The following is a 22,685-nucleotide window of genomic DNA, read 5'->3' as shown; positions in this document are numbered from 1 at the left end:
AGGACAATTTGAGCTCGGACTACGATAAAAAGAGAGGTAGAACACAGTGAGTCCTTCCTATGTACATTTCGCAGCGCCGCCTTTTCCATATTTTCTGGAATGCAATCACACTGTCTATCAACCCGGAGAGCAGCATCCAAATAGAAGCCATATCGGCTTATTTGATCTGATTATTGTAGAGCAAGGTTGCCTATTTATCGGTGAAGAGCATAATCAATGGGAGGTTGCGGCTGGGCATACGCTGCTTCTGCTGCCTGACCGCTATCATTATTCCGTTAAGTCTTGCGAGGAGCTGACTTCGTTTATATGGATTCATTTTCATACCCTCGCAGATTGGTCAAGCTCTGAAGGCGAGCCTGTGTATATCAACCGAGAGACACATTTCCGCCAGTTTCTTACTCATCCATATACCATTCGCATCCCGCAGTTTGGTCCCCTTCCTGATCCCTTTAAAAGGAGTGGACAAGCTGAGAAGCTTTTACAGCTGTCCACTGGAAGACGTTCCAGTGCAGTTTGGGAGCAGCAAAGGATTTTTGAAGAAATGCTGCGGATGATGGATCTAGCGCAGCATGATACTTCAGAAAGTCATGCGGTAGAGATCGCCGAGAGGACAGAGACTTATATCCGCAATCATTACGCGGAGCCTCTCTCCAATGCCTCTCTGGCGGATGCGCTGCATTTTCATTATAACTACCTTGCCCGCTGCATGAAACGCGTATATGGACTGACTCCGATGGAGTATTTAACGGATTACCGTTTGGAACAGGCCAAGCTGCTTCTGCTTAAGACAGAGATGCCTATAGCTGCGATCGCAGAACGTATCGGCTTCGAGAGCACCGCCTACTTCTCGCGTCGCTTTACTCAGCAGATCGGCATCTCTCCGCTTCGCTTCCGCAAGCGGTATTCCCGATAACGGCAAAAACAGCACGTCTCATAATTGGAGGCGTGCTGTTTTCGTTGTTGCTCATAATTTGCCCGCAATCGGACTACATTTGTGGGAATAGCTGCAACTGAGTCCGATAGTGTGACAAAACGAGCGGAATCATGGAAATAAGAACAACTGAGTCCGAACAGTTGCTGAAAAGAACGCCGCCTGCCAAATTTGCTCCTAAACGTGCTAGCCATTGTTTAAACTAGCTTTCTGGGGCTCAACCTAGCTACACTGTGCGAAATTAACTACCTATGGCTTAACCAAGCTACTCCGTGCGAGAAATTAGTTACCTGTTGCTCAAACTAGCAGCCTACGTCTCGAAACCTGCTACCTTTTGCTAGAACTTGATCGTATCGGACCGGATTGCACCTATTTGTGATTTTTGGCCCATTTTGCGGCAGTTTCGGACTGTATAGCTCTTATTGTCCTTGATTTGCGCAGAAAAGGAGCGCATTTGAGCCAATAGCTGCAACTGAGTCCGTTAGTGTGACAAAACGAGCGGAATCATGGAAATAAGAGCAACTGAGTCCGAACAGTTGCCGAAAGAACGCCGCCTGCCAAATTTGCTCCTAAACGTGCTAGCTATTGTTTAAACTAGCTTTCTGGGGCTCAACCTAGCTACACCGTGCGGAAATAGCTACCTATGGCTTAACCTATCTACCTATCTACACCGTGCGGAATTAGTTACCTATAGCTTAACCTAGCTGTCTACGTCTCGAAACCTGCTACCTTTTGCTAGAACTTGATCGTATCGGACCGGATTGCACCTATTTGTGATTTTCGGCCTATTTTGCGGAAATTTCGGACTGTATAGCTCTTATTGCTCATAATTTGCTCGCAATCGGACCACATTTGTGGGAATAGCTGCAACTGGGTCCGTTAGCTCGAAAAAATACCTTGTATCTGCCTAATAGGGGCTCCTGGGTCCGCATGGAGGCTGGGCGGTGAGTTGCTCTAATGTCTGTTGAGCTAACGGACCGCACTGCACCTATTTGTGGGCGAGATCTCGCATAATGTATTGGTGAGAGTAACTTAACGTCTGTTGAGCGCAACGAACCGGATTGCACCTATTTTGGGGTGGGATCTCGCGTGTGATGTATGGGTAGGAGTTACTTAAATCTATTGAACGTTGCGGACCCTATTGCACCTATTTGTGATTTTCCGTCCATTTTGCGGCAGTTTCGGACTGTATAGCTCTTATTGCTCATAATTTGCTCGGAATCGGACTACATTTGTGGGAATAGCTGCAACTGGGTCCGTTAGCTCGAAAAAATGCCTTGAACCTACCTAATAGGGTCTCCTGGGTCCGCATGATTAGGCCCGAAATCAGTTTTTTTGCTTCACTGCAATTTTTTGGAAGTGACAAGCATATTTATAAGACATGCCTTTAATGTGGAGATGTTAAATATGCAGTCATTATTAAGATACGCGATCATCCTGATCGGAAGCTTGCTTATTGCAGCAGCAACTAATTTTTTTCTAGTCCCATATAAAATCCTAGATGGGGGAATAATAGGAATAGCCCTCATCATCAATTATTTATCCGATGCCAAAATCGGTATAGCTGTCCTTCTCTGCAGCTTTCCGATTTTCCTGTTAGCCTGGCTGAAGGAACGCGATATCTTTTTCAATAGTGTATTAGGTTTATTGACCTCATCGTTTCTGATTGAGCTTCTCGGTCCCTTTCAGTACCACTTTCTGTATTATTTTGAGTTCGGCTCCATTTCCAGCGCCATTATTGGCGGTTTTTTAATGGGAACGGGTCTTGGCCTTATGCTGCGGTTCAAAGCCAGTACAGGCGGAACGGATCTGCTGGCTCAATATATCAAAAGGTATCTCCCGCTTAATCTTGGACTCATCATTTTTTTGACAGATTTCATAATTATCGGCGCGGGAGGACTCCTGATTTCCAAAGAAACCTTCTTCCACTCCATCCTCACGATTATCGCTGGGGGTGTGGCCACAGGTCTCTGCACCTTGGAGACTGAAGAGAAATGGAAAAAAATATGAATATACACGATCATATGTTCGTATTATAATAATAAGAAAATCATCTACCGTATCTCTACCTCACCTGGAGAGTGTGAATCTATGAATAAAGAGCGTGTTATTTTGTTATCCGATTGTCAGAGCTTTTACGCCTCCGTGGAGAAGGCCTCTAATCCGCAATATAGCAACAAACCGCTTATTGTCGCCGGAGATCCGGCTAGACGAAGCGGGATTGTGCTTGCCGCTTGTCCGTTAGCCAAATCTTTTGGCATTACTACCGCCGAGACCTTGAAGGAAGCACTCGCGAAATGCCCCGAAGTAATCGTCGTCAGACCACATATGCAGCAATATATCGATGTTTCCTCCCAAATCACGGACATTCTACGCAAATTCAGTGACCTCGTAGAACCTTATTCCATCGATGAGCAGTTTATTGATATCACCGGCAGCCTCAGCTTATTCGGAAGCCCAAGACAGATCGCTACGACCATTCAGGACCTGATCCGCAGAAATACAGGTGTGCGCGCACGTATCGGTATAGGTTATTCGAAGGTTACCGCCAAAATGGCTTGCGACCTGTGGGCCAAGAAGAACCCGGAGGGTCTATTTACCCTCACTCAGGAAGAGCTACCCGATGTACTTTGGCCGCTGCCTATTAGTGAGTTGTTTATGGTAGGCCGCCGCATGTCTGCGCACTTCCAAAGCATGGGCCTCACAACGATTGGCCATTTGGCACAGATGCCGCTAAGCGAGCTGAAATGGCGCATGCGGGAGAAATTCCATAAAAAATGCGATATCGATGCCGAGCTATATTGGCGAATTGCCAACGGCATCGACGATAGCCCTGTAAGTCCGGCTACCTATGAAGTTGCCCCCAAGAGCATCGGGCACCAAATGACACTGCCACGGGATTACTATACACTGCAAGAGATCAAGACCATCATTCTGGAGCTCTCAGAGCTGGTGTGCAGGCGCAGCCGCAAGCTGAAGGTGCATGGTGCAGTCGTGTCTGTGGGCTGCCAAGGCGCCAGCTTTGATGACCCCAGCGGCTTCTCGAGACAGACTACGATGAACGATCCTACGAATGCAACCCAGCTGGTATACGAGGCCGCCCTCGCTCTTTTTAAACAGCATTGGGAGGGTCAGCCTGTGCGCCGAATTCATTTAAGCCTGTCCAATCTGTCTGACGAAAGCCAATATCAGCTAACCTTATTTGAGTCGCGCCCCCGCTACCGTGAGCTCGAACGGGCCACTGATGCGCTGAAGAATAAATACGGGGAATCGATCATTGGACGCGCCGCATCGTTCACAGATGCCGGACAACTTAAGGACAGATCCGGAAAGATTGGCGGGCACTATAAATAAACAGTGCATCTTTATACATTTTATTTCTGAAACTATATTAAAATATATCCCATATCGTTTATAATGCTATATTGAGGTTGTTATTTTCACACAATGAAGCGACAATCATAAGTATATACACATAGATATGTAACATTCCAGGGGAGGACCGGAGAAGTTGGAAAGCACGAGCAACACTAACACTACCTATTATGAAATCGTTGATCTCTGTCTTCTTGCTGGCAAGATCATGCTGCAAAACGGTGCAGAAACCTACAGAGTAGAAGATACAATGACACGTATGGCTGCTTCTCTCGGTTTTCCAGGGGCACACAGTTATGTGACGCCAACCGTTATTATGTTCACCACCAATAGAACGGAGCCTGTTAAGTTATATCGGATTGCCGAGCGGACAACAGATCTGCAGAAAGTCTCGGAGGTTAATGATATCTCGCGGCGTCTGAATGATCGTCAGATTACAGCCGAGGAAGCTCGGACACGATTAGGTGAGGTCGATGATGCCGCGCATGCATATCCGGTATGGCTGCAAATCATAGCAGCGGCGCTTACCGGCGCTTGCTTCACCGTTATGTTTAAAGGCAGCTTGTGGGATGCTCTCCCCGCATTGCCGATTTCCGGGTTAGGTTTTGCTGCGGTTATCTACCTGCATCGTCTTGTGCAGACTAGATTTTTTGCAGAGTTCTCTGCTTCCTTCCTGATTGGACTTCTAGCCTTCTATTCTGTAAAGCTAGGCATAGGTCAAGAAATGGACAAAATCATCATCGGCTCCGTGATGCCTCTAGTACCCGGTCTACTCATTACTAATGCCGTTCGTGATCTGATGGCTGGTCATCTGGTCTCAGGCATATCCAAAGGAGCAGATGCCTTTCTAACTGCTTTTGCGATCGGTACAGGCATTGGGCTTGTACTATCACTATTTTAATTTTCCATGTGAAAGAGGTTAGCCCTTCATGATTTTGCAACTTATAACCAGTTTTATCGCCGCGGCAACCTTCTGTATTTTATTTAATGCGCCTAAGCGCGCTCTACTACAGTGTGGTTTTGCTGGAATGGTAGGCTGGATGGTGTATGTAATCCTTGATGTAGAGTGTGGGCCTGTTGTTGCTACGTTTGCGGCTACTGTAGTGGTGGGCATCGTCAGCCAGTTGTTTGCCCGATCCTTCAAAATGCCGGTTATTATTTTTAGTGTAGGCGGCATTATCCCACTTGTTCCGGGTGGCCTTGCTTACGATGCTATGCGTAGATTTGTGGAAGAAAACTATAATCTGGCTGTAGAAATCGCTGTTCGGGCATTAATGCTCTCTGGTGCAATTGCGGCTGGACTGGTACTGAGTGAAGTTATCGGACAAATGTTCCGCCGTCGTGCCAGCAAAGCATAACCTTCTTAGAACGTCATTTCATAGATTCAAAAAAAAGAAATCGTCTCTTGGTATAATGAGGATCATACATCCCTCTTCCAAGAAGCGATTTCTTTGTACTGTCCTATCTACACAAGTACTGCTACAGGTTCGACCTCCGAATAAATACTATTGATCCGGTTATTTTTAATCCAAGAAAGTCCTACGGTACCTTCACCCGCATGAACAGCCACGGCAGGAATGTAAGTCATAATCTCCGTACGTAAATCAGGCGCCATCTCTTTGATGTCTTCTTCTAGCTTCAGCGCCATTTCTAAATTATTGGAATGCATGATGCACACATCGCTAACAAGTCCAGCATCCTGTTTAAAGATATCTAACAGCGCCTGCTTTGTCTTCTTCATCGTGCGGATTTTTTCCACAACAATGACCTTGCCCTCGTCAAAACGCAGCAGCAAATTTATCCGCAGTAATTGACTAAGAATTACCTGTGTACCAGAAACACGCCCACTACGGTGAAGCTGGGACAAGCTTGCAGGAATTAAGTAGAAGGACATATTTTGAATGATATTCTCTATCTTTTCTTTAATCTCTAGACCAGTAAAGCCCATCTTGTGCCAATGAATACCTCGCGTGATCATTTCCCGAATCGGATAAGCGCCAACCTTGGAATCAATTCCAATAACATTAGCTTCCGCTATTTCAGCACCTTGCATGGAAGCATTGTATGTTCCGCTAAGCCCTGTCGAAAGATGCACCGCGATAATCTCATCATATTCTTCCTTCAACCGTTCGTATAACTCGATAAACTCACCGATTGGCGGCTGTGAGCTCCCTACTTGATCATGCTGACGCATTTTCTCATAGAACTCATCGATCGTAATATCTATATTTTCTTTATAACACTCGTTGTTAATAATCAGACGTAAAGGAACAATATACACATGGTTGTTCTTGGCGAACTCAGGATCGATTGTACATGTACTGTCGGTTACCCAGGCAATTGATTTCATGGTCACTTGTCACTTCTCTCTTTCATGAAAGGAATAGTAGAATGTTTGAAGAGACAAGGGCCACTAAACCTTCTCGGCCAATGAATCACTCTCTCATCCTGTACAATCAACATACGAATAGACCAGCGGTTTAGGAAGTCCTCGTGCGTATTCGTAAATTATACAAGATAACGAGCGATAAGATAGGCAAAACAGGACGATAATGCAAATTTCATTCATCTTTTTTCAACTTTATTCGACATTATTTCACATTATGTATGACGAATATACCTATCCTAATAGAACCAGTTCATGTTATGTAAAAGCCTAACCACAGCAAAAATATCCCCGTCCCCACCCTCACCTTCCTTACATAAATCAGCGCTTGGTAGTTACATTAATAGGTACTCTTTACAGTTGTTACAGTACGGGGCTAAGTTATGATTGGTCAGATATGGCCCGGCATCTGTCAATTTGTCCAACTTTCCCTGTTGGCGGGTTGCGCTCGCCTTTATGAAGATCAGTTACCTTCTGCTGTGATAAAGCTTATTACGGTGTGATTAAGGCTACCGTCCAGTTTTTCTCCTGAATTTTAAAATCCAACTCGCGATAAGACTTAGACAGTTCATCGATCCGCTTCTGAATCTGAGCGACATCCACCGTTCTCTGGAAACGAACCTCAGAGCGGCTATACCGATCCTGAGTGATCGAAGCTTGCTCAAGCAAATCGCTAAACAGCTTCCGCAGCTGCAGCATTTTATCCCGTTCGGCTAGGGCATCGGCAATACTCCAATTCTCATTGAAGGCAACAGATGAATTCGTTCGATTAATCGCTCGAATCAAAATCGCCTGCTCGTTAACAGCTATTTCCAGCTCATGCAAAAGAGCCTCCGGCTGCTCTGCCGGATCTTCCCCCTCCTGCACCTTAACGACCCGATCGAGCCGCTGCTTTAGCTGCGCGATTTTACGGGTAAGATCACTTCGGTTCACTAATGCTTCCGCAAGTTTCATCTTTAAATTCCCCCTAAGATTTTCTGATAGGTGGCGATATCCAGTCTTCGACCAAATTTACAGCCAATCTCCTTGAAGTAGGCACATTGTTCATATCCATTCTTTGAGAAAAGCTGGCGACTGCGTTCATTCTCTGCGCAAACGGTAGCTACTAACACATGGAAATCCAGTTCGGCAGCTCTCTTTTCAATAAAGCGTAAGGCATGCTGTCCTATTCTTTTACCCACACAAGCCGGTTTCAAATACACACTGATCTCCCCAGAGCTATCATAAGCCGGCTTACTCTTATGTCTAGCAATCAGAACATAGCCCTGAATAACATTGTCCCAGGATAATATAACGTATGATTTGAACCGCGGATCATCATTCATCACTGATTGCCGCATTTCGTCCAAACTTAAAGGCTCGGTATGAAAAGAAACCGTAGTGTTCAGCACGTAATAGTTATAAATATCGAGTACATCCGACAGATGCTCTTCGCGAATTTCAGTGAATAACAAGCTTTCTCCCATTACTTTGTTCAACACAGCTAATCCTCCCAATTTGTTCAACACAGCTAATCCTCCCAAATGGATGTTTCCAAATGATCGACGAACTTGCGTAATTTACCGGCTAGCTTGCGGTTAATAGTTCCATCCTGGTACATTTGCTGCACCTTATCCCGTTGCTCCTGAATAGCTTTCAGTTTCAATTCAAGCTTTTGATCATCAACGAGACCATCCTTTGTCCAGCCTTGACCCTGCTCGAAGCGTGAGATTAGTTGCTCATAACTGCATGCAACCTTCTCTACTGCTTTTCGGTTGTTCTCATTGATACTTGCATTAACAGCAGCTATTGCTGCGCGGGACATAGAAACCTTAGCTTTTCTTGCACATTCAGCCTGTTGCAGCATTTGTTGGCTAGCTTCCCGTTCGTTTTGTCCTGAGAACATCCCCGCAAATAGCCTTCTAATCTCTGTAAGGGATAATCTAATTTGAGAGTTGAGACTTCTGGCTAAGAAAACTTCACTATGATCCAAGAATTCTTCCATTTTCTGAGCCACTGAGGCAGGAATCTCATTGTTAGTAAGCAATCGGGTCAGCTCTTTGCGTTCAGCATGCAAGCCCACTATCCTTGCTTCAACCCCAAGCCGACGGAGTTCCTCAAATGCCGGATCGTTCGCTTGATCCTCGCGGTTCAGACTATAAACCTTTTCTCTAAATTCACTCAAAGCTGGCTGTGCGGAATCCTTGCTCTCCTCCGTCATCATACTTTGAAGCAGCGTTATCCCGGCAGCAACAACCTTAGATTTGGCCGCCTGCTCAACCTCAGTATCCCCTGGTTCGGCAACCGGCTCTTCTTTACCTGCGAGAATTGGTAAAAAGATACTAGCGATCAGCAGCGACATTAGAATCACACCCGCAGCGATAAAGATGATTAAATCACGTTCAGGAAAAGGCGAGCCATCCCCTAACACAAAAGGAATCGAAAAGGCACCGGCTAAAGTAACCGCGCCTCGCACCCCTGAAATGGTCAGGATTAGCATGGACTTAATAGACGATTTTTCCATTTTTTGCAGGCCGGCGCCAGCCAGGGAAAATACATATACCCATATAAAACGCAGCACAAAAAGCAGCAACGTTATCGCTAATACATAACCAATCACCATAAGATTGTCCACCGCTGTATCCCGGTAGATCACTTCAATAACATCTGGAATCGACAATCCGAGAATAAGGAAGACCAAGCCATTCAAGATGTAGAGCAGCACAGACCATGTGCTGGCGGATACCAGCTGTAGCTTATACTGTGGTGAGACCGCACGGTCCTTCTCGACCGCATGAATTATCCCTGCTGCAACCACAGCTAAAATGCCGGATACCCCTATTTCTTCACTAATCAGATACACAATAAAAGGAGTCAGGATTTGCAGCAGCACATGCACTGTGATGTCCTCCATCCCCAGTCTGCGGATAAATACGCTGAACCGAATCAGAAGAAACGCGAGTATTGCTCCGACAATTAGCCCGCCTAAAGCGATAATCACAAAGCTAATGGAGGCTTTCGGCAAAGAAAATATGCCTGTAACAGCTGCTGCAATAGCGAAGTTAAACGCAACAAGGCCAGAGGCATCATTCATCAATGATTCGCCCTCTAGAATACGATGAATACTCTTGGGAAGATGTACTCTCCCAGCGATTGCACTTACCGCCACAGCATCTGTCGGCGATAAAATCGCTGCCAGCGCAAAAGCAGCTGCGAGTGGAATGGTTGGAATCATCCAGTTAATGGAATAACCAGCGATAAGCACTGTAGCAAATACCAAGCCTAGTGCCAGCATTAAGATTGGAGCCCGCAGGTTCCATAACTCATTTCTTGGGGTTCGCTTTCCGTCATTGAACAAAAGCGGAGCAATAAATAACACGAAAAACAACTCTGGCTCCAGTGACATATGTATTCCCAAAGGCAATAGTACGACCACTACACCCAACCCAATTTGTATTAAGGGTATCGGCACGAAGGGAATGAATCGGTTTATGATGTTGGATATTGCGATAAGCCCAAGTAGGACGAGTACAACTAGAAATGTCTCCAAACCACATCAACTCCCTTTTTTTATTTGATTATTATATCGCAAAGCTTTAGGCAAGGGCAAAATCTAGCAAAAGATTCTCAATAATAAAATCGCCTACAAATTCCACAAAAATTCCATCAGATATATATTGACATAAATATTTATTTGTGTTATAATAAAATATTTACCTATTGTTTTTATTTTCAGTTTTGAGTAATATATGCATTAGCCTCACGGCGTCGCTCTTATTATCAATCACGGAGGGATAATAATGTACATTGCTCAAGGAATAGAAATGCTCGAGATTACAGCGCAGGTTATGGGTGGAAAAGACACGATTTACCCCACGCTACTCTGGGATGAACATGCCGCCGTACTCGTCGATACCGGATTCCCGGGTCTACTCTCTACTTTCAAAGAGGCTCTAAAAGAAGCGGATGTGCCTTGGGAGAAGCTCCGTACCCTTATTATCACGCATCAGGATTTAGACCATATTGGTTGCCTCCCTGCCCTATTGGCTGATGATGATCTAGAGCTTACTGTTCTGGCTCATGAAATTGAGCAGCCTTATATTCAAGGAGAGCGAATGCTCCTTAAGCACACTCCTGAAGCTTTAGCGGCGGCAGCGGCTATGATCCCAGCTCATGTACCTGAGGAATGGCGGCGTGCCTTCCTCTCTGTATTAGCCCACCCTCCTAAAGGAAAAGTGGATCAAACGCTTGTGGATGGAGAAAAGTTACCTTTTGCCGGTGGAATTACGGTGATCCATACCCCAGGCCATAGCCCAGGGCATCTCAGTCTTTACCATCATGATAGCCGTACACTTATTGCCGCCGATGCCTTGACCGTTCAGGATGGCGAGCTACAGGGTCCCGCTCCTTCCGCCACACCTGACATGGAGCTGGCTTTGGCCTCTCTGAACAAGTTCTCTGAGTATGAGATCGATACGGTCATTTGTTATCACGGCGGACGCTACCGCGGAGATGCAAACAGACGTATTGCTGAACTAGCAGAAGGAAAAGGAAAGCTGTAATAATACAAAAGAAGACAGAGCCTAAAATCCGGCTCTGCCTTCTCTTGTCATATAGGATCGTTATTCTTCATTATCACTTAAGACTCTGAACCCACCGTAAACCGTTCACGAATATGCTGCGGCTGTTCGATTTCATCGACAATAGCAACAGCATAATCTTCGTAGCTGACATAACTTTCGCCTTTGGAGTTCATCAGAAGATTATCCTTACCTTTTACATAAGAACCTGTTCTTGTACCGATGGCAAAATTAGCAGATGGACTAACAAAGGTCCAAGAGAGTTCATCTGTTCCTTGCAGAATCTCCAGATTCTTGGCTTGATTCGTCGCTGTTGGCTTAATAAAGTCAGGAAAGTCATTCGTATCCACTACTTTAAGCGTTTTGGCTTCATCTACATAAAGACTTCCTGCACCCCCAACTACAATCAATCTTGTATTGGGCGAAGCCTTCAACGCTTCAATAAGCACATTCCCGGCATCCACATGCAGATGTTCTTGTCCAAACGGCGCACCAAAAGCATTCACAACCACGTCGAACCCCTGCAAATCTTCAGCGGTAAGTGCAAATACATCCTTTTCAATGACATTCGCTTTACTATTTGTTACTTTAGAGGCATCCCGCACAATCGCTGTAACTTCATGACCTCTATCCAACGCTTCCTGCGTAATTCGGCTTCCAGCTTTTCCACTTGCTCCAACAACTGCGATTTTCATATAATTGTCCTCCTGAGTTTACGATGTTTTGGCTTTAATATTTATATCAAGGAGCTCCTGAACGATGGTTCTATCGATATCGAGATCAAATTTTCTCCCCCAAAAGCATTCCGTGCCCCGTTGAGTGATCCGATCATAGTCTTCTATCGTTAGCGTTCTAGGATAATCCGGTCCTGTTTCCCAATCTGTATACCGCTTGATTTCATTCAGCACATGCATCTTATAAATACTATTCAAAATTATCGTATGGAAAAAAATTTCGTCTCCACATAAAGTGTTCCTAAAAAATCTGACGTATTCCGGAGAGCTTTTTGTAAAATCCAAGATGTACTCCATACATCCACCTGTAATAGACATCCAGTTTGAGCCTTTATATAAACCGTTCGGCAGAGCGCTTAATCTTCTTTGCAGAAACGGAACGCTCATAATTAGTTTAATGTACCTCATTCGGATCGCTGTCATACGCCGGGTCCTTGAGATGAGGAATCTAGGATAATAAACTGAGACCCGCTCGTAACATCCCCAAGTTTCCGCAGCATTAGGTAGCTGCAAATACTTCACAAATTCCTTACCTTCATTCACCTTAAAGAAATCTAGAATCACTTCATTTGAAGCAAGAGGCAGATCCTGACCGCTTAGGATGTGAATATAATTGAAATCCCCATGTTCTTTGATCAGCAAAAAGCACTTCAAAATGCATTCAATCTGGCTGTAATGCCCCCACTGCACATCAATAGGCTTTTCCACAAAATGAATATCGTTACGGTGAATAATATCAGCTTCAATATTACTTTTCTGATCGACATGCAGGAAAAACTCTACGGACTCGTTAGTTAAACTATCGATTAGCATATTGATCTGCTCCGGATTCTTATGACAAAGAATGATATACGCCATTTTGAATGCTTCCAACAAACTTCACCCTTCCGCCCATCTATTTCCAATATTATAAAATAAATGGACGAAAATGGATATATAATTATCTCTCTAAAACAAGTCTGATTCCAATGTTCCATGGATCTTGGAATGTAGGATTTCCATTCACTTCTGTAACTGCGTAACCAGCCTGCCGAACTCGCTCCACCACAGCGTTGCGTTCCTCTTCATTCGTAAGAATTAAGGTAAAATAATCAATCCCCACAGTATCAGCTGGAGCCGCAGGTGCGCCCTGTCCGGCCCAAACATTCAGCCCGATATGGTGATGATAGCCACCAGCAGAGATAAACATAGCAGCACTTCCATAATTAGCTGTTAGTTCAAAACCAAGCAAATCGACATAGAAGGCTTTCGCCTTATTTAAGTTCCCCACATGAAAGTGAACATGCCCAATCACTGTTCCCGCTGGCAGCCCGTTCCATGATAAACCTTCAGAAGCTGCCAATAGTCCATCTACATCCACTGGATCAGTAGACATCATTACATGCCCTTCCGCATCATATTTCCATTCACTCTTAGGTCGATCTCGATAGATTTCAATCCCATTATTATCAGGATCCTGAATATACAACGCTTCACTGACCAGATGATCCCCCTGCCCCACTTCAATCCCCGAAGAGATCAAATTACGAACAACCAATCCAAGGCTAGGACGGTCTGGAACAAGAATAGCAAAATGATACAACCCCGACACAGAATTAGGACGGATCACCCGCGCATTTTCAATCTCCCGCAAAATCAATAACACATTCTGACCGTCAGCGGTCATTTCCACTTCACGGCCAGTCTGCCGCAAAACGCTTAACCCCACAACATTCTGATAAAAGGTGAGCGAACGCTCCAAATTGCTTACTCTAATCTGCACCAGACCGATCTGAGTGTCTGGTTGAAGTATTGTTTTAGTCGTCATTATAAATTCCTCCTAATCGCGCTGTAACTGCTATAGTTACAAATTAACTATCTTTAGTATAGTTACATTCTATATGTTTGTCAATTACCAATAAAAAAATCATGTCGACTGGTTCACAGCCAAACATGATTCACAAAATAATATTATAAGTAATTCAAAAAAAGGTTTCCGGGTATTTTAACTCTCCCTTAATCCTCTGCAGTACGCCTTCCTTCAGCTCACAGACCATAAAGACATTCTCCGGTACCTCAAATTGCTTCAACTCCAGCCCATGCAGCCCTGCGGGTTGAAATCCGAATCTCGGGTAATATTCGGGATGCCCGATTAAAAAGACAAGCTCATATCCGAGCGTTCTACATCTTTCTAACCCTTCTTGGATCAGCGCCTTGCCGATTCCTTGCTTCTGAACGTTCGGCAGAACAGCTAATGGGGCTAACGCAATCACATCAGATAACTTCCCCCCATCTTGAACTACAGCCTTACTTAACAGTAGATGTCCTACAATCTCATTATCTTTTTCCGCGACAATCGAGAGCTCTGGGATAAACCCCTGCGAACTTCTAATGTTTTCGACCAACTGCGCTTCATCTTCCCGATCACCAAAAGCCTTAACATTCACTTGAAATACTCCATTATAGTCTGCCACAGTTTCTGTTCTAATCCTCATTTTTGTTGCTCCATTCCAGAAAATATTCGGATACACTGGATTCCAGAAGGCCGATCAAATCTTCATCCATATACTTATAGTCATCACCTATGTTCAGGCAAATTATTTTTTTGCTCATTACACAGTCTCTAAATTTATCTTGAATTCTTCGAACATGTTTCTTCTCCATCACAAAAATCACATCCGCCCAACCCAAATGCCCTTCAGAAATTTTAATTCTGGCATGATCTTCAGTCCCTGCAGATCTCACTTCATGGCCATCAATTCCTTGAAAGATCTTCTCCGCAGTTAGACTCCGCCAGCGATTCTGGCTGCAGACAAACATTAGTTTAATAAGTGCACCTTCCTTATCCGATTGTTAAAAAGATATTTATTGTCTCGCCTGCTTCGTGTATTCAATCAACCAACAATCTCTTAGCTCTCCTTCATGTTGCTCGTGCTGTTCAAGGTATCTTTTCTTCACAAAGCCAATCTTCTCATATACTCTAAGGGCTCTCTTATTCCAGGCTTGCGGGTCCATGACAATTCTGTCCGCTTGTTTTATTTCGATAAGATACTTAACCGTTTCTTTAATGAGCCGTGAACCAATTCCTTGATTCCATAAATCAGGCTCGCCAATAAACTGGTCCATCCCAAAGATTTGACCTTTGAATCCCACGTAGCCGTACACTTCTAATTCTTCATCATCTATAAGATAGAACTGGAGATAACCTATATCCCGCTCCTTGTATTGCACTATACACCGCGTGACTTCGGCTTGCTCGTCGTAAAAATGCTCCCTCACCAGCTCCAAATCATGAGGGCGATCACGACCTTCATAGAACTCCAGGACAACAGGATCTGAGAGCCATTTTACAAGTAATGTGGCATCGTTTAGCTCAAGTGTTCTTAGTCTGATCTCTTGCTTTTCAAAAATAATCATAACGCGCCATACAGTTCATAAAGAGGTCTGTAGCTTGGATGTTCTTCTATTTCCGTTACGACAACACCTTGCTCGGAGTCAATCACACGGTAGGCTTTAGCATCTTCTCTGGTCGACATCACTTTATATTCCTTATCTTTATAGATGATCGCACAATTGTTATCCACCGCGATTCCAGGCAGACCTCCACCTTTAACCATGCGTGTAAAATCTTCAACCCGAATATCCTCATTATAATGCGGACAATGAATGCCCGGCAGAATCCCCATGGCTTCAAGCTTGATATACTGCCATTCCCCCTGGTCGTCGAACGCCTCAGAGTCACTATGCCCATATTCGAACCAACAGATAGAACCTGCGCTAAGCCCGGCCAATACGGTTCCAGAGGAATAAGCTTCTTTCAAAAGCGTATCTACCCCTGTATTTTTCCAAATCTCCAGCATCTTTCGGGTATTGCCTCCACCAACATAAATCAAATCAGCAGCTGTAATTAAATCTGTAATCTCATCCTGAGTGTAGGTTTGGCTCACGAGCAATAAGTGACTTGTTTCACATCCGAGAATATCGCCATATACTTTGCTAAAAGTATCACAATACCCCGGCGCATCACTACTGGCTGTTGGAATAAATAACGCCTTCGGCTTAGCCTTTTGAGTCAGCTGCACAACTTCACGATCAATTTCCAGCGTTTCAAGCTCGATTAACTCTCCCCCGCCAATAACTACAATAGTGCCCATGATTTCCCCTTCTTTCACTAGGATTACATCCTATTGCTCACTCTTGGCTTACCGATGCTTGCAAAATATTCCTGTGCCAATATGCTGTAGATTTCCAGATCCACCAGCCCTTTACCTGACCATACATGCGCCTGCCTTAACGTGCCTTCTTTCGTAAAACCATTTTTCAAAAGTACCCGCTTCGATCGTTCATTAAAGGGCATAACCTCAGCTTGAATTCGATTGACTTCTGCAGTCTCAAATAAATATTTCACCACTAACTGAATGGCCTGAGCTGCAATCCCTTTTCCCCAATAAGGTTCCGCCAAAAAGTAACCGATTGTCACCATATCCACCTTTTGATTAAAATCCATAACTTCAATGATACCTAGCAATATGTAAGGGTTATTTTTGAGGAAAATCCCCCATTTCACTCTTACCCCTTTGGTAAAATCACGTTCGAAATGACCGATCATATTCTTAACTGTATCTTTATTATGTTTTGGAATAATCCCGCAGTACTCAAACACTTGATCATTGCTATAAATCCCAAATACCTCATCAAGGTTGCTGACTTCAATCTTTTTCAGTAATAATTGCTCGGATTTCAAAGTAGGGAATTGCTCAAATACGTGACTAAGCTTCAATTTGTTCCCTCCATTACTTTTTGATGGCTTGGATTAGGGTTGCAGTTTGTTTTTTTTGTTTCCTTTATTATTCCTTTCCTTTATTATCCCCGGACACTTCCCCTGTACTGCGCGGTTCTAAGCTCACGAATATAGGGCTCTGCAGCTGGCATATCTGCCTCAACGGCCTGTTGAACGGCTAACTCAATGTCATAAGGCACTCTTACAAATTGCATATTCAAAGGAGCTGCTGACACTCCCATGTATTCTCCCTCCATAATCACATAAGATGCCTGGGTTAAATCAAGCGGATTCCCCACACTGCCTACATTAAATAAAGTCTTGCCTTCTAGATGTTGAATAAAAGCATTATGAATATCCCCGTAACCTACGAGATCCGCTTGTCGCTTCTCCTGGCAGAGATCAGAATAATCAAACAAAGATAATCGCTTTTCATAATCATCCCAAGGTTGAACGCGTTCATACAGGCTTCGTGGCGAAGCATGAAATAACCGTACAAATTTACCACTCATCATAAACTCAATCGAAAACGGCAACGTGCTTAAATAAGCTAGGCGCTCTTGACCTAACAACCCGCGGCACCACCGGGCCATCTCAAAATCAACATCCTGATTCATTAAATCATCCCAGTTCCCCATAACACTGATTTCACAATTCTTTTTTATGATATCAACGGCTAGATCTGAGTTCGGTCCTTTTCCAACAATATCGCCTAAACAAAAGACTCTGCTGATTCCCCGCTGCTGGATGTCATCTAAAACGGCCGTAAGGGCCGGTATATTTCCATGAATGTCTGAGATTATTGCAATTTGCTCCACTGTAGGACCTCCGTATATATTGATCTTTAAAAAAGTTACTTATCCTAATTCTAATTGTACTGCATTCTCAATGTTGGCTGTTGCTGCTCATTTAGCGGCCGCTGCTCATTTATAGGGCATTTTTGCCTTTCTTTTCGCTACTTTTGATGATTTCAGCCAAATCTGAGGCATTTATACCGTACATTCCACCATTCCAGCCACTTCAGCACATTTCAACGGCATTTATACCGTACATTCTACCATTCCAGCCACTTCAGCACATTTCATCGGCATTTATACCGTACATTTCACGAGTCCAGTCACTTCAGCACATTTCAACGGCATTTATACCGTACATTTCACCATTCCAGCTACCTCGTTCTAGTCACACTTAATCTTTTGTAAACTTTATGGATTGTAAAATATCCTCTATCCTCTTCATATCTTCTTTATGTACTTCATCCACACTATAAGGGAACTGCACCATAAATGACATTTCCGGTTCCTCAATAACGTAATAGATAGCTTTCCCTTTACTCCCTTCCTCTTCGAATACTTCAGTTTCATACTTTATGGACTCTAATCCGCCTAAACTAGCTTTACTTTTTGTCAGCTCCGCCCCGTTGTTGTAATTCGTTTGGGCATCCTCGAGCCATTTGTTGACAAGCTCCATGTCCTTAGGCTTAAATCCAAAGAGCATTACTCCCGGACCATTAAGTCCCTCAGCAGGTTTATAATCAGTCGTAGAGACTATCAACCATAATGGCGCTCCATACTTCTCAGTTACAACCCAATGATCCGGATAGTTAAAGGTGATTCCAAAATTAGTATCCTCGTATTTAGTGGTATCCCTTGATTCATTACATCCGGTAATCATTACCATAATTAGTAGTATAGGCAGTAATTTTTTTAACATTCTTTAGCTCTCCCTCAATGTAAGTATGTATATTATCTTTATCCAGCTTATAAATACAGATTCTATATTCCCTCTTACTTCCCTTCTTTGACCATAAACCTAATTAAGCAAAAAAAGACCAGAATCACGTTTTCACATGATCTGGTCTTTCTCCTAAGCTAGGATATGGAGGAATTATAGTCCTGGCATTTCATTCACAATCTGTTCCAATGTAACCTCCTGGAGAACATTCTCCATTGCTTTTTGGGCGAGCGAGAACACAGGTACAATTGCACTGGCTATATTCTTGCCAACAGGACAATCGGGATTAGGATGCTCATGGACAGAAAACAACGAGTCCTCTTCCACCGCATTAACTGCCTTATAAATCTGCAGCAGCGTAATCTCGGATGCGCTACGCGTAAGCGAGGCGCCTGCGACTCCGGGGCGGGCATTTACTAGTCCTGCTTTTTGCAGCATACTCGTAAGCCGACGGATAACTACAGGGTTTGTGTTTACGCTACCAGCTATCCACTCCGAAGTGCTTTTGCCTTCTTTATTGCTGTCAATCAACGTTAATATATGAATGGCTACCGCAAATCGGGTGCTAATATTCATAGAAATCTCTCCTTCTGCCTTGCTACAAAACATCATTCAGATGCAACTATAATAGTTACATTTCAAGCATTTGTCAAACTTTTGAGAATATGAACAACTTAAAATCTATCAATATTCTCCATATAGATTAGGATGGTATATTTTCATAAAAAAAGGTCGCTGGGCAATATTTTTAATAATAACAGTTGTCTTTGAATTTATTAATATAACTTACAGTTTAATATTCGAACAATCCATAGAATGGTTTTCTTTGATTATATTAATTCTCTTTGTTTCTTTAATTGTTAATTCTAATATAAGTAAAAACAAAAAAATGATTAAATACAACTGCCAAATGGCACTCGTATCCTAAGTATCTTTTCCTATGTTATCGAATTCCTTTAGAATCTCAGCCACCTGGGCAGCATATTTTTTACTCAGACGCGATTTGCCAAGATTACTCTTCACAATCTTAAGGATTCGGGCATCTCGGCTCTTTGCAAATCTCTCCAGCATAACAAAGCCTTCTTCAGGCTCATTCGCCACAAATACACTCAAGCTGTATTCAAGTCCCTTAGATAATACACGAAAATGCTCAGTATCCTCATGTTGCACTCCCCTACCATCTATACTCTCCATGATTCGGGCAGCCAACTGAAGACAATATAGCGTATTTTCTTTCTTTTTTAAAAGAGGAGGATGCGCTAATGCCGCTACAAAAGCCCGTTGTTCAAGCCTGTTCGCACCTTTCTCCCACATGTCAATCAGCTTCCTGAGCAGGGTGAAATCATCCTCCCCTATACTTTGCAGCGCCATAGCAGACGCTTCACGCACCCTCCATCTCGAATCATTCATAGCTGTCTTAATGCTGTTTTGAATCACTACTTGCTGTTCTTCTCCAGCGTAACTGTAATAAACACCGAACGCCCTAACCGCACAAAACGGCAGAAACTCACGGGGATCATTCACCCCAGCTTCAGCTTCAGTAATATTAGTCCACGAGACGAGCAGCTCCCAGCCTGTATCTGTTAGATTAGGATGCGCGAATTGTTTGGCGAAATGGTCTGAGATCTCCAAATTCACTCGTGGTCCTGGGAGTTTACTCTCCTGCATCATCAAATCATTAAGCTGTACCCACAGCTCCTTATCGTTTACCCATTGCTGAAACGGCACTTCAATCATCTTTTGCTCAGCCATCTCTGGTCCCTCCGATAGTTATCTTCAGATTCGAACGATTCCTTGCATCGCGTATGCGAGTTTCCTGTTCCATCAATATTTGATCAAATCTCCAGCATTAATCACTCATGGACATTTTACATCACATCAATGGCTTATGCATATAACCGATGAGGGAATATTAACACCTTGGCAGAAAACTTCAAATCTAGATAAAGCGAAAACGTGCAAGACAAAAAGCAACTTATCTGTAGATAAGCCGCTTCTCTGTAACAAGTTCAATATCACCTAGGCTTAGATCGTTAAAAAGCATCCAATAGTTGCATGCAATCCTGGTGAAATTGGCATTGGTCTACCACTGAAACCTCCCCGGGAAATAAGGGGTTTTGCGCACATACGGCTAATTTATATTTCTCATCAATATGATACTGCTTAAAGTGATACAATCCGATTGCGTCATGGTTCTCCAATTGAATTCCGTTGTTTAAACGAAACGAAAACGAGTTCAATGGAAGAGATAATCCCTTCCCTATCGCTTTGATATAGCTTTCTTTAAGTGTCCAAAGGTCAAAGAACAGACTCATCCGGCCCATCTCTTCACATTCCGTCAATTGGACATATTCATCTTGCGAAAAAAAACGCTTAGCAATATTAAGATCGGCTTGCTGAATCTGCTCAATGTCAATACCGATCGGCAATTCATCTAATGCGCAAACCACCCATTCTCCTGAATGCGAAATATTAAACTCTACAGTACCCCCCCTTTTTTTTAGGGAGGGTTTTCCGTAGACATTTGTAACAAACTCGATATCGCGGTTGTTCACTTTTAACCGTTTATTTAAGCTTACACGAACCAGCAATTCAGCAATAAGAGAATGCTGCAACGCTTCCACTCTTTTAAAGCGTTTAAGCCGCTCTCTCTTTTGTTGGGGGATGCGCCACATTAATGTTTCTAACGCAGGTTCAGATATTAGCTCAGCCACCTTCACCCCGAAAATCTCCATCGCTCATCGCTACTCCTTCAGCTCATAAGTACTTGCGAATCCTATTCATGAAAGGACAACACGTCATTCTCTATAAAAGCAGCTTTCTCTACAATTTTCCGCTTATAATTCCTTACTTTTGCATCATCTTTCTCTCCTTGAAGTGCAAAAAAACTATCCCGTGTATCATCAGAAATTCCCCAGAATTTTTGCATCACCAAGGAAGTATGCATGTAGCTTTCTTCACCATCTTTATAAATTCCAAAATCAAAAAGCTGTTCCTTCACCTGTTCATATAGCTGTGTGCCAACATAAGGAACATTGATATTTATCACATAATTATCAGCCTTTAAGGCTTTAAAAAAAGGTAACATCTCTATATAATCTTGGTCATTGAATCCAGGGCATCCCAGCAAAATATAGGCTGTACGTTTGATTCCCGCCTCCGCTGCCATGCGGAAAGCTTCCTCGACTTCCGTCAATCTAATTCCTTTATTCACCACTTGCAGCATCCTTTGGTTGGCCATTTCCACACCAAATTTCAAATGCACGCACCCCGACTGCTTCATCTTATCAAGGATATTCTGTCTCACACAAATGTCCACGCGCGCCTCTGCCCACCAGTGAAACTCAGGGTACTCCTCTTTTAGTTCAATCAGCAATCTAAGCATTTCTGAAGTGCGTTTGCCTAAGCCCGGCAGAAAGATCATATCTGAGAAATAAAATCCAAATACATGCATATGTTCAATGCGGTAGCGGATTTCGCTAACAAAACGTTCGGGAGACATAAAGGAGACATTGCAGCCGCGCAGCGAGGGCTGATAACAGAATGTACAGCGTTTGGGGCACCCGCGCATAGACATAATGTAGTCCCAGTCTTCCGGCTTATTTTTCTGCGCTAAATATGAATCTGTCAGTATCGGAAGATCGTTTAATTGGTGGGCCCATTTAACAGGCAGCATTCCCCTTGCATTCTCCTCTACTACAGAAACCGCAAGATCCTCACCTTCTCCAACAATGATCGTATCCAAATCAGCCATATCCTTCAGCTTAGCATGTTTAAGCAAATGTCCATAACCAATACAGGTAACCTTATCTCCCCATCTCTTCTTTATCTCTTTTGCAAGGTATGCACAGGACTGAGTACTTCCAAGCTCGACAGTAGGCATCAGAACATCGCCAACACCAATAAACACATAATCAGGCTGAAAGCGCTCTAGCTCATTTATTACCATATCAAAGCTTTCATGCCCCCGAGTACAACGTTCCTGCATAAGCCAGCTGTTCATAGTCATACTGTACCGCTCTGTATAATCATGATCATCTGGAGCATTATCGCCATTAATTAACGTGACTGCATGACCCCTACGATGCAATATCTCCGCTACGTAATGCATAGCAGGACTGATCCTATTGTTTTTCGACTCAATAAGCCGGTAAAACGGGGGAATAACACAGGCTACTCTTTTACTCTGACGATCTGCCATTGATTT

General features: G+C 43.6%; 23 protein-coding genes and 1 pseudogene. 6 read left to right on the top strand and 18 right to left on the bottom strand.

Features of this window, described 5'->3' with window-relative positions; all coding sequences use genetic code 11:
- The first annotated feature begins 46 nt into the window (after positions 1-46).
- The 5 genes from MHH60_RS08610 to MHH60_RS08590 all read left to right on the top strand — a co-directional run bounded on the left by MHH60_RS08610 (position 47) and on the right by MHH60_RS08590 (position 5,664).
- A complete protein-coding gene (locus MHH60_RS08610) occupies positions 47-913 on the top strand; it encodes a helix-turn-helix transcriptional regulator (RefSeq protein ID WP_076136035.1) in 867 nt (288 codons plus the stop codon).
- Between the two features lie 1,425 nt (positions 914-2,338).
- Positions 2,339-2,941: a YitT family protein gene (locus MHH60_RS08605; protein ID WP_076136033.1), complete on the top strand. Its 603-nt coding sequence runs from the start codon at positions 2,339-2,341 to the stop codon at positions 2,939-2,941.
- An 81-nt stretch (positions 2,942-3,022) separates the two neighbouring features.
- Positions 3,023-4,285 (top strand): DNA polymerase IV, encoded by a 1,263-nt coding sequence (locus MHH60_RS08600; RefSeq protein WP_076136031.1) that lies wholly within the window; start codon positions 3,023-3,025, stop codon positions 4,283-4,285.
- Between the two features lie 157 nt (positions 4,286-4,442).
- Complete coding sequence (locus MHH60_RS08595) at positions 4,443-5,207, top strand: threonine/serine exporter family protein (protein ID WP_076136029.1); 765 nt, start codon at positions 4,443-4,445, stop codon at positions 5,205-5,207.
- Between the two features lie 28 nt (positions 5,208-5,235).
- Positions 5,236-5,664: a threonine/serine exporter family protein gene (locus MHH60_RS08590; protein WP_036685970.1), complete on the top strand. Its 429-nt coding sequence runs from the start codon at positions 5,236-5,238 to the stop codon at positions 5,662-5,664.
- A 107-nt stretch (positions 5,665-5,771) separates the two neighbouring features.
- On the opposite strand, the gene MHH60_RS08585 is transcribed toward MHH60_RS08590, so the two are convergent.
- From MHH60_RS08585 to MHH60_RS08570, 4 genes are all read right to left on the bottom strand, one after another.
- Complete coding sequence (locus MHH60_RS08585; protein WP_076129966.1) at positions 5,772-6,656, bottom strand: DegV family protein; 885 nt, start codon at positions 6,654-6,656, stop codon at positions 5,772-5,774.
- Between the two features lie 528 nt (positions 6,657-7,184).
- Complete coding sequence (locus MHH60_RS08580; protein ID WP_076136027.1) at positions 7,185-7,646, bottom strand: DIP1984 family protein; 462 nt, start codon at positions 7,644-7,646, stop codon at positions 7,185-7,187.
- Positions 7,647-7,648: 2 nt separating this feature from the next.
- Positions 7,649-8,200 (bottom strand): GNAT family N-acetyltransferase, encoded by a 552-nt coding sequence (locus MHH60_RS08575; protein ID WP_256715143.1) that lies wholly within the window; start codon positions 8,198-8,200, stop codon positions 7,649-7,651.
- Positions 8,201-8,202: 2 nt separating this feature from the next.
- Positions 8,203-10,221, bottom strand: a complete 2,019-nt coding sequence (locus tag MHH60_RS08570) for a Na+/H+ antiporter (protein ID WP_076136025.1) — start codon at positions 10,219-10,221, stop codon at positions 8,203-8,205.
- A 250-nt stretch (positions 10,222-10,471) separates the two neighbouring features.
- Here MHH60_RS08570 and MHH60_RS08565 point away from each other — a divergent pair, with 250 nt between their 5' ends.
- A complete protein-coding gene (locus tag MHH60_RS08565; RefSeq protein ID WP_076136023.1) occupies positions 10,472-11,233 on the top strand; it encodes an MBL fold metallo-hydrolase in 762 nt (253 codons plus the stop codon).
- Positions 11,234-11,310: 77 nt separating this feature from the next.
- Here MHH60_RS08565 and MHH60_RS08560 read toward each other — a convergent pair whose 3' ends face one another.
- The 14 genes and pseudogenes from MHH60_RS08560 to MHH60_RS08495 all read right to left on the bottom strand — a co-directional run bounded on the left by MHH60_RS08560 (position 11,311) and on the right by MHH60_RS08495 (position 22,679).
- On the bottom strand, positions 11,311-11,946 hold the full coding sequence (locus MHH60_RS08560; protein WP_076136021.1) for an NAD(P)-dependent oxidoreductase: 636 nt from the start codon (positions 11,944-11,946) through the stop codon (positions 11,311-11,313).
- 18 nt (positions 11,947-11,964) lie between these two features.
- The gene (locus tag MHH60_RS08555) at positions 11,965-12,858 is read right to left on the bottom strand and encodes a beta-1,6-N-acetylglucosaminyltransferase (RefSeq protein ID WP_143766722.1); all 894 of its coding nucleotides are present in this window, start codon (positions 12,856-12,858) and stop codon (positions 11,965-11,967) included.
- Positions 12,859-12,925: 67 nt separating this feature from the next.
- Positions 12,926-13,792, bottom strand: coding sequence for a VOC family protein (locus MHH60_RS08550; protein WP_076136018.1), 867 nt, complete (start codon positions 13,790-13,792; stop codon positions 12,926-12,928).
- 154 nt (positions 13,793-13,946) lie between these two features.
- Positions 13,947-14,459, bottom strand: coding sequence for a GNAT family N-acetyltransferase (locus MHH60_RS08545; RefSeq protein ID WP_076136016.1), 513 nt, complete (start codon positions 14,457-14,459; stop codon positions 13,947-13,949).
- Positions 14,449-14,784 carry a low molecular weight protein tyrosine phosphatase family protein gene (locus tag MHH60_RS08540; protein WP_218640679.1) on the bottom strand — a complete coding sequence of 112 codons (336 nt, stop codon included), beginning with the start codon at positions 14,782-14,784 and terminating at the stop codon, positions 14,449-14,451. The genes MHH60_RS08545 and MHH60_RS08540 overlap by 11 nt, the downstream gene beginning before the upstream one ends.
- A 45-nt stretch (positions 14,785-14,829) precedes the next feature.
- Entirely contained in the window at positions 14,830-15,381 is a 552-nt protein-coding gene (locus MHH60_RS08535; protein ID WP_076136012.1) for a GNAT family N-acetyltransferase, read from the bottom strand.
- Positions 15,378-16,136, bottom strand: coding sequence for a Type 1 glutamine amidotransferase-like domain-containing protein (locus tag MHH60_RS08530; RefSeq protein WP_143766721.1), 759 nt, complete (start codon positions 16,134-16,136; stop codon positions 15,378-15,380). The genes MHH60_RS08535 and MHH60_RS08530 overlap by 4 nt, the downstream gene beginning before the upstream one ends.
- A 5-nt stretch (positions 16,137-16,141) precedes the next feature.
- The gene (locus MHH60_RS08525) at positions 16,142-16,744 is read right to left on the bottom strand and encodes a GNAT family N-acetyltransferase (RefSeq protein WP_076136010.1); all 603 of its coding nucleotides are present in this window, start codon (positions 16,742-16,744) and stop codon (positions 16,142-16,144) included.
- Between the two features lie 83 nt (positions 16,745-16,827).
- Complete coding sequence (locus tag MHH60_RS08520) at positions 16,828-17,562, bottom strand: metallophosphoesterase family protein (protein WP_076136008.1); 735 nt, start codon at positions 17,560-17,562, stop codon at positions 16,828-16,830.
- Positions 17,563-17,932: 370 nt separating this feature from the next.
- Positions 17,933-18,457 carry a hypothetical protein gene (locus MHH60_RS08515; RefSeq protein ID WP_076136006.1) on the bottom strand — a complete coding sequence of 175 codons (525 nt, stop codon included), beginning with the start codon at positions 18,455-18,457 and terminating at the stop codon, positions 17,933-17,935.
- A gap of 174 nt (positions 18,458-18,631) precedes the next feature.
- A complete protein-coding gene (locus MHH60_RS08510; RefSeq protein WP_076136004.1) occupies positions 18,632-19,054 on the bottom strand; it encodes an Rrf2 family transcriptional regulator in 423 nt (140 codons plus the stop codon).
- Between the two features lie 348 nt (positions 19,055-19,402).
- Positions 19,403-20,230 (bottom strand): hypothetical protein, encoded by an 828-nt coding sequence (locus tag MHH60_RS08505; RefSeq protein WP_076136002.1) that lies wholly within the window; start codon positions 20,228-20,230, stop codon positions 19,403-19,405.
- 377 nt (positions 20,231-20,607) lie between these two features.
- Positions 20,608-21,198: pseudogene (locus MHH60_RS08500) on the bottom strand (4'-phosphopantetheinyl transferase family protein); the annotation flags it as partial.
- Between the two features lie 56 nt (positions 21,199-21,254).
- The gene (locus tag MHH60_RS08495) at positions 21,255-22,679 is read right to left on the bottom strand and encodes a B12-binding domain-containing radical SAM protein (protein ID WP_076135998.1); all 1,425 of its coding nucleotides are present in this window, start codon (positions 22,677-22,679) and stop codon (positions 21,255-21,257) included.
- Between the last annotated feature and the right edge of the window lie 6 nt (positions 22,680-22,685).

The sequence above is a fragment of the Paenibacillus sp. FSL H7-0716 genome, assembly GCF_038002705.1.
In the GTDB taxonomy this organism is placed as follows: Bacteria; Bacillota; Bacilli; order Paenibacillales; family Paenibacillaceae; genus Paenibacillus_AQ; species Paenibacillus_AQ odorifer.
This window is presented reverse-complemented; position numbering and strand designations above follow the sequence as displayed.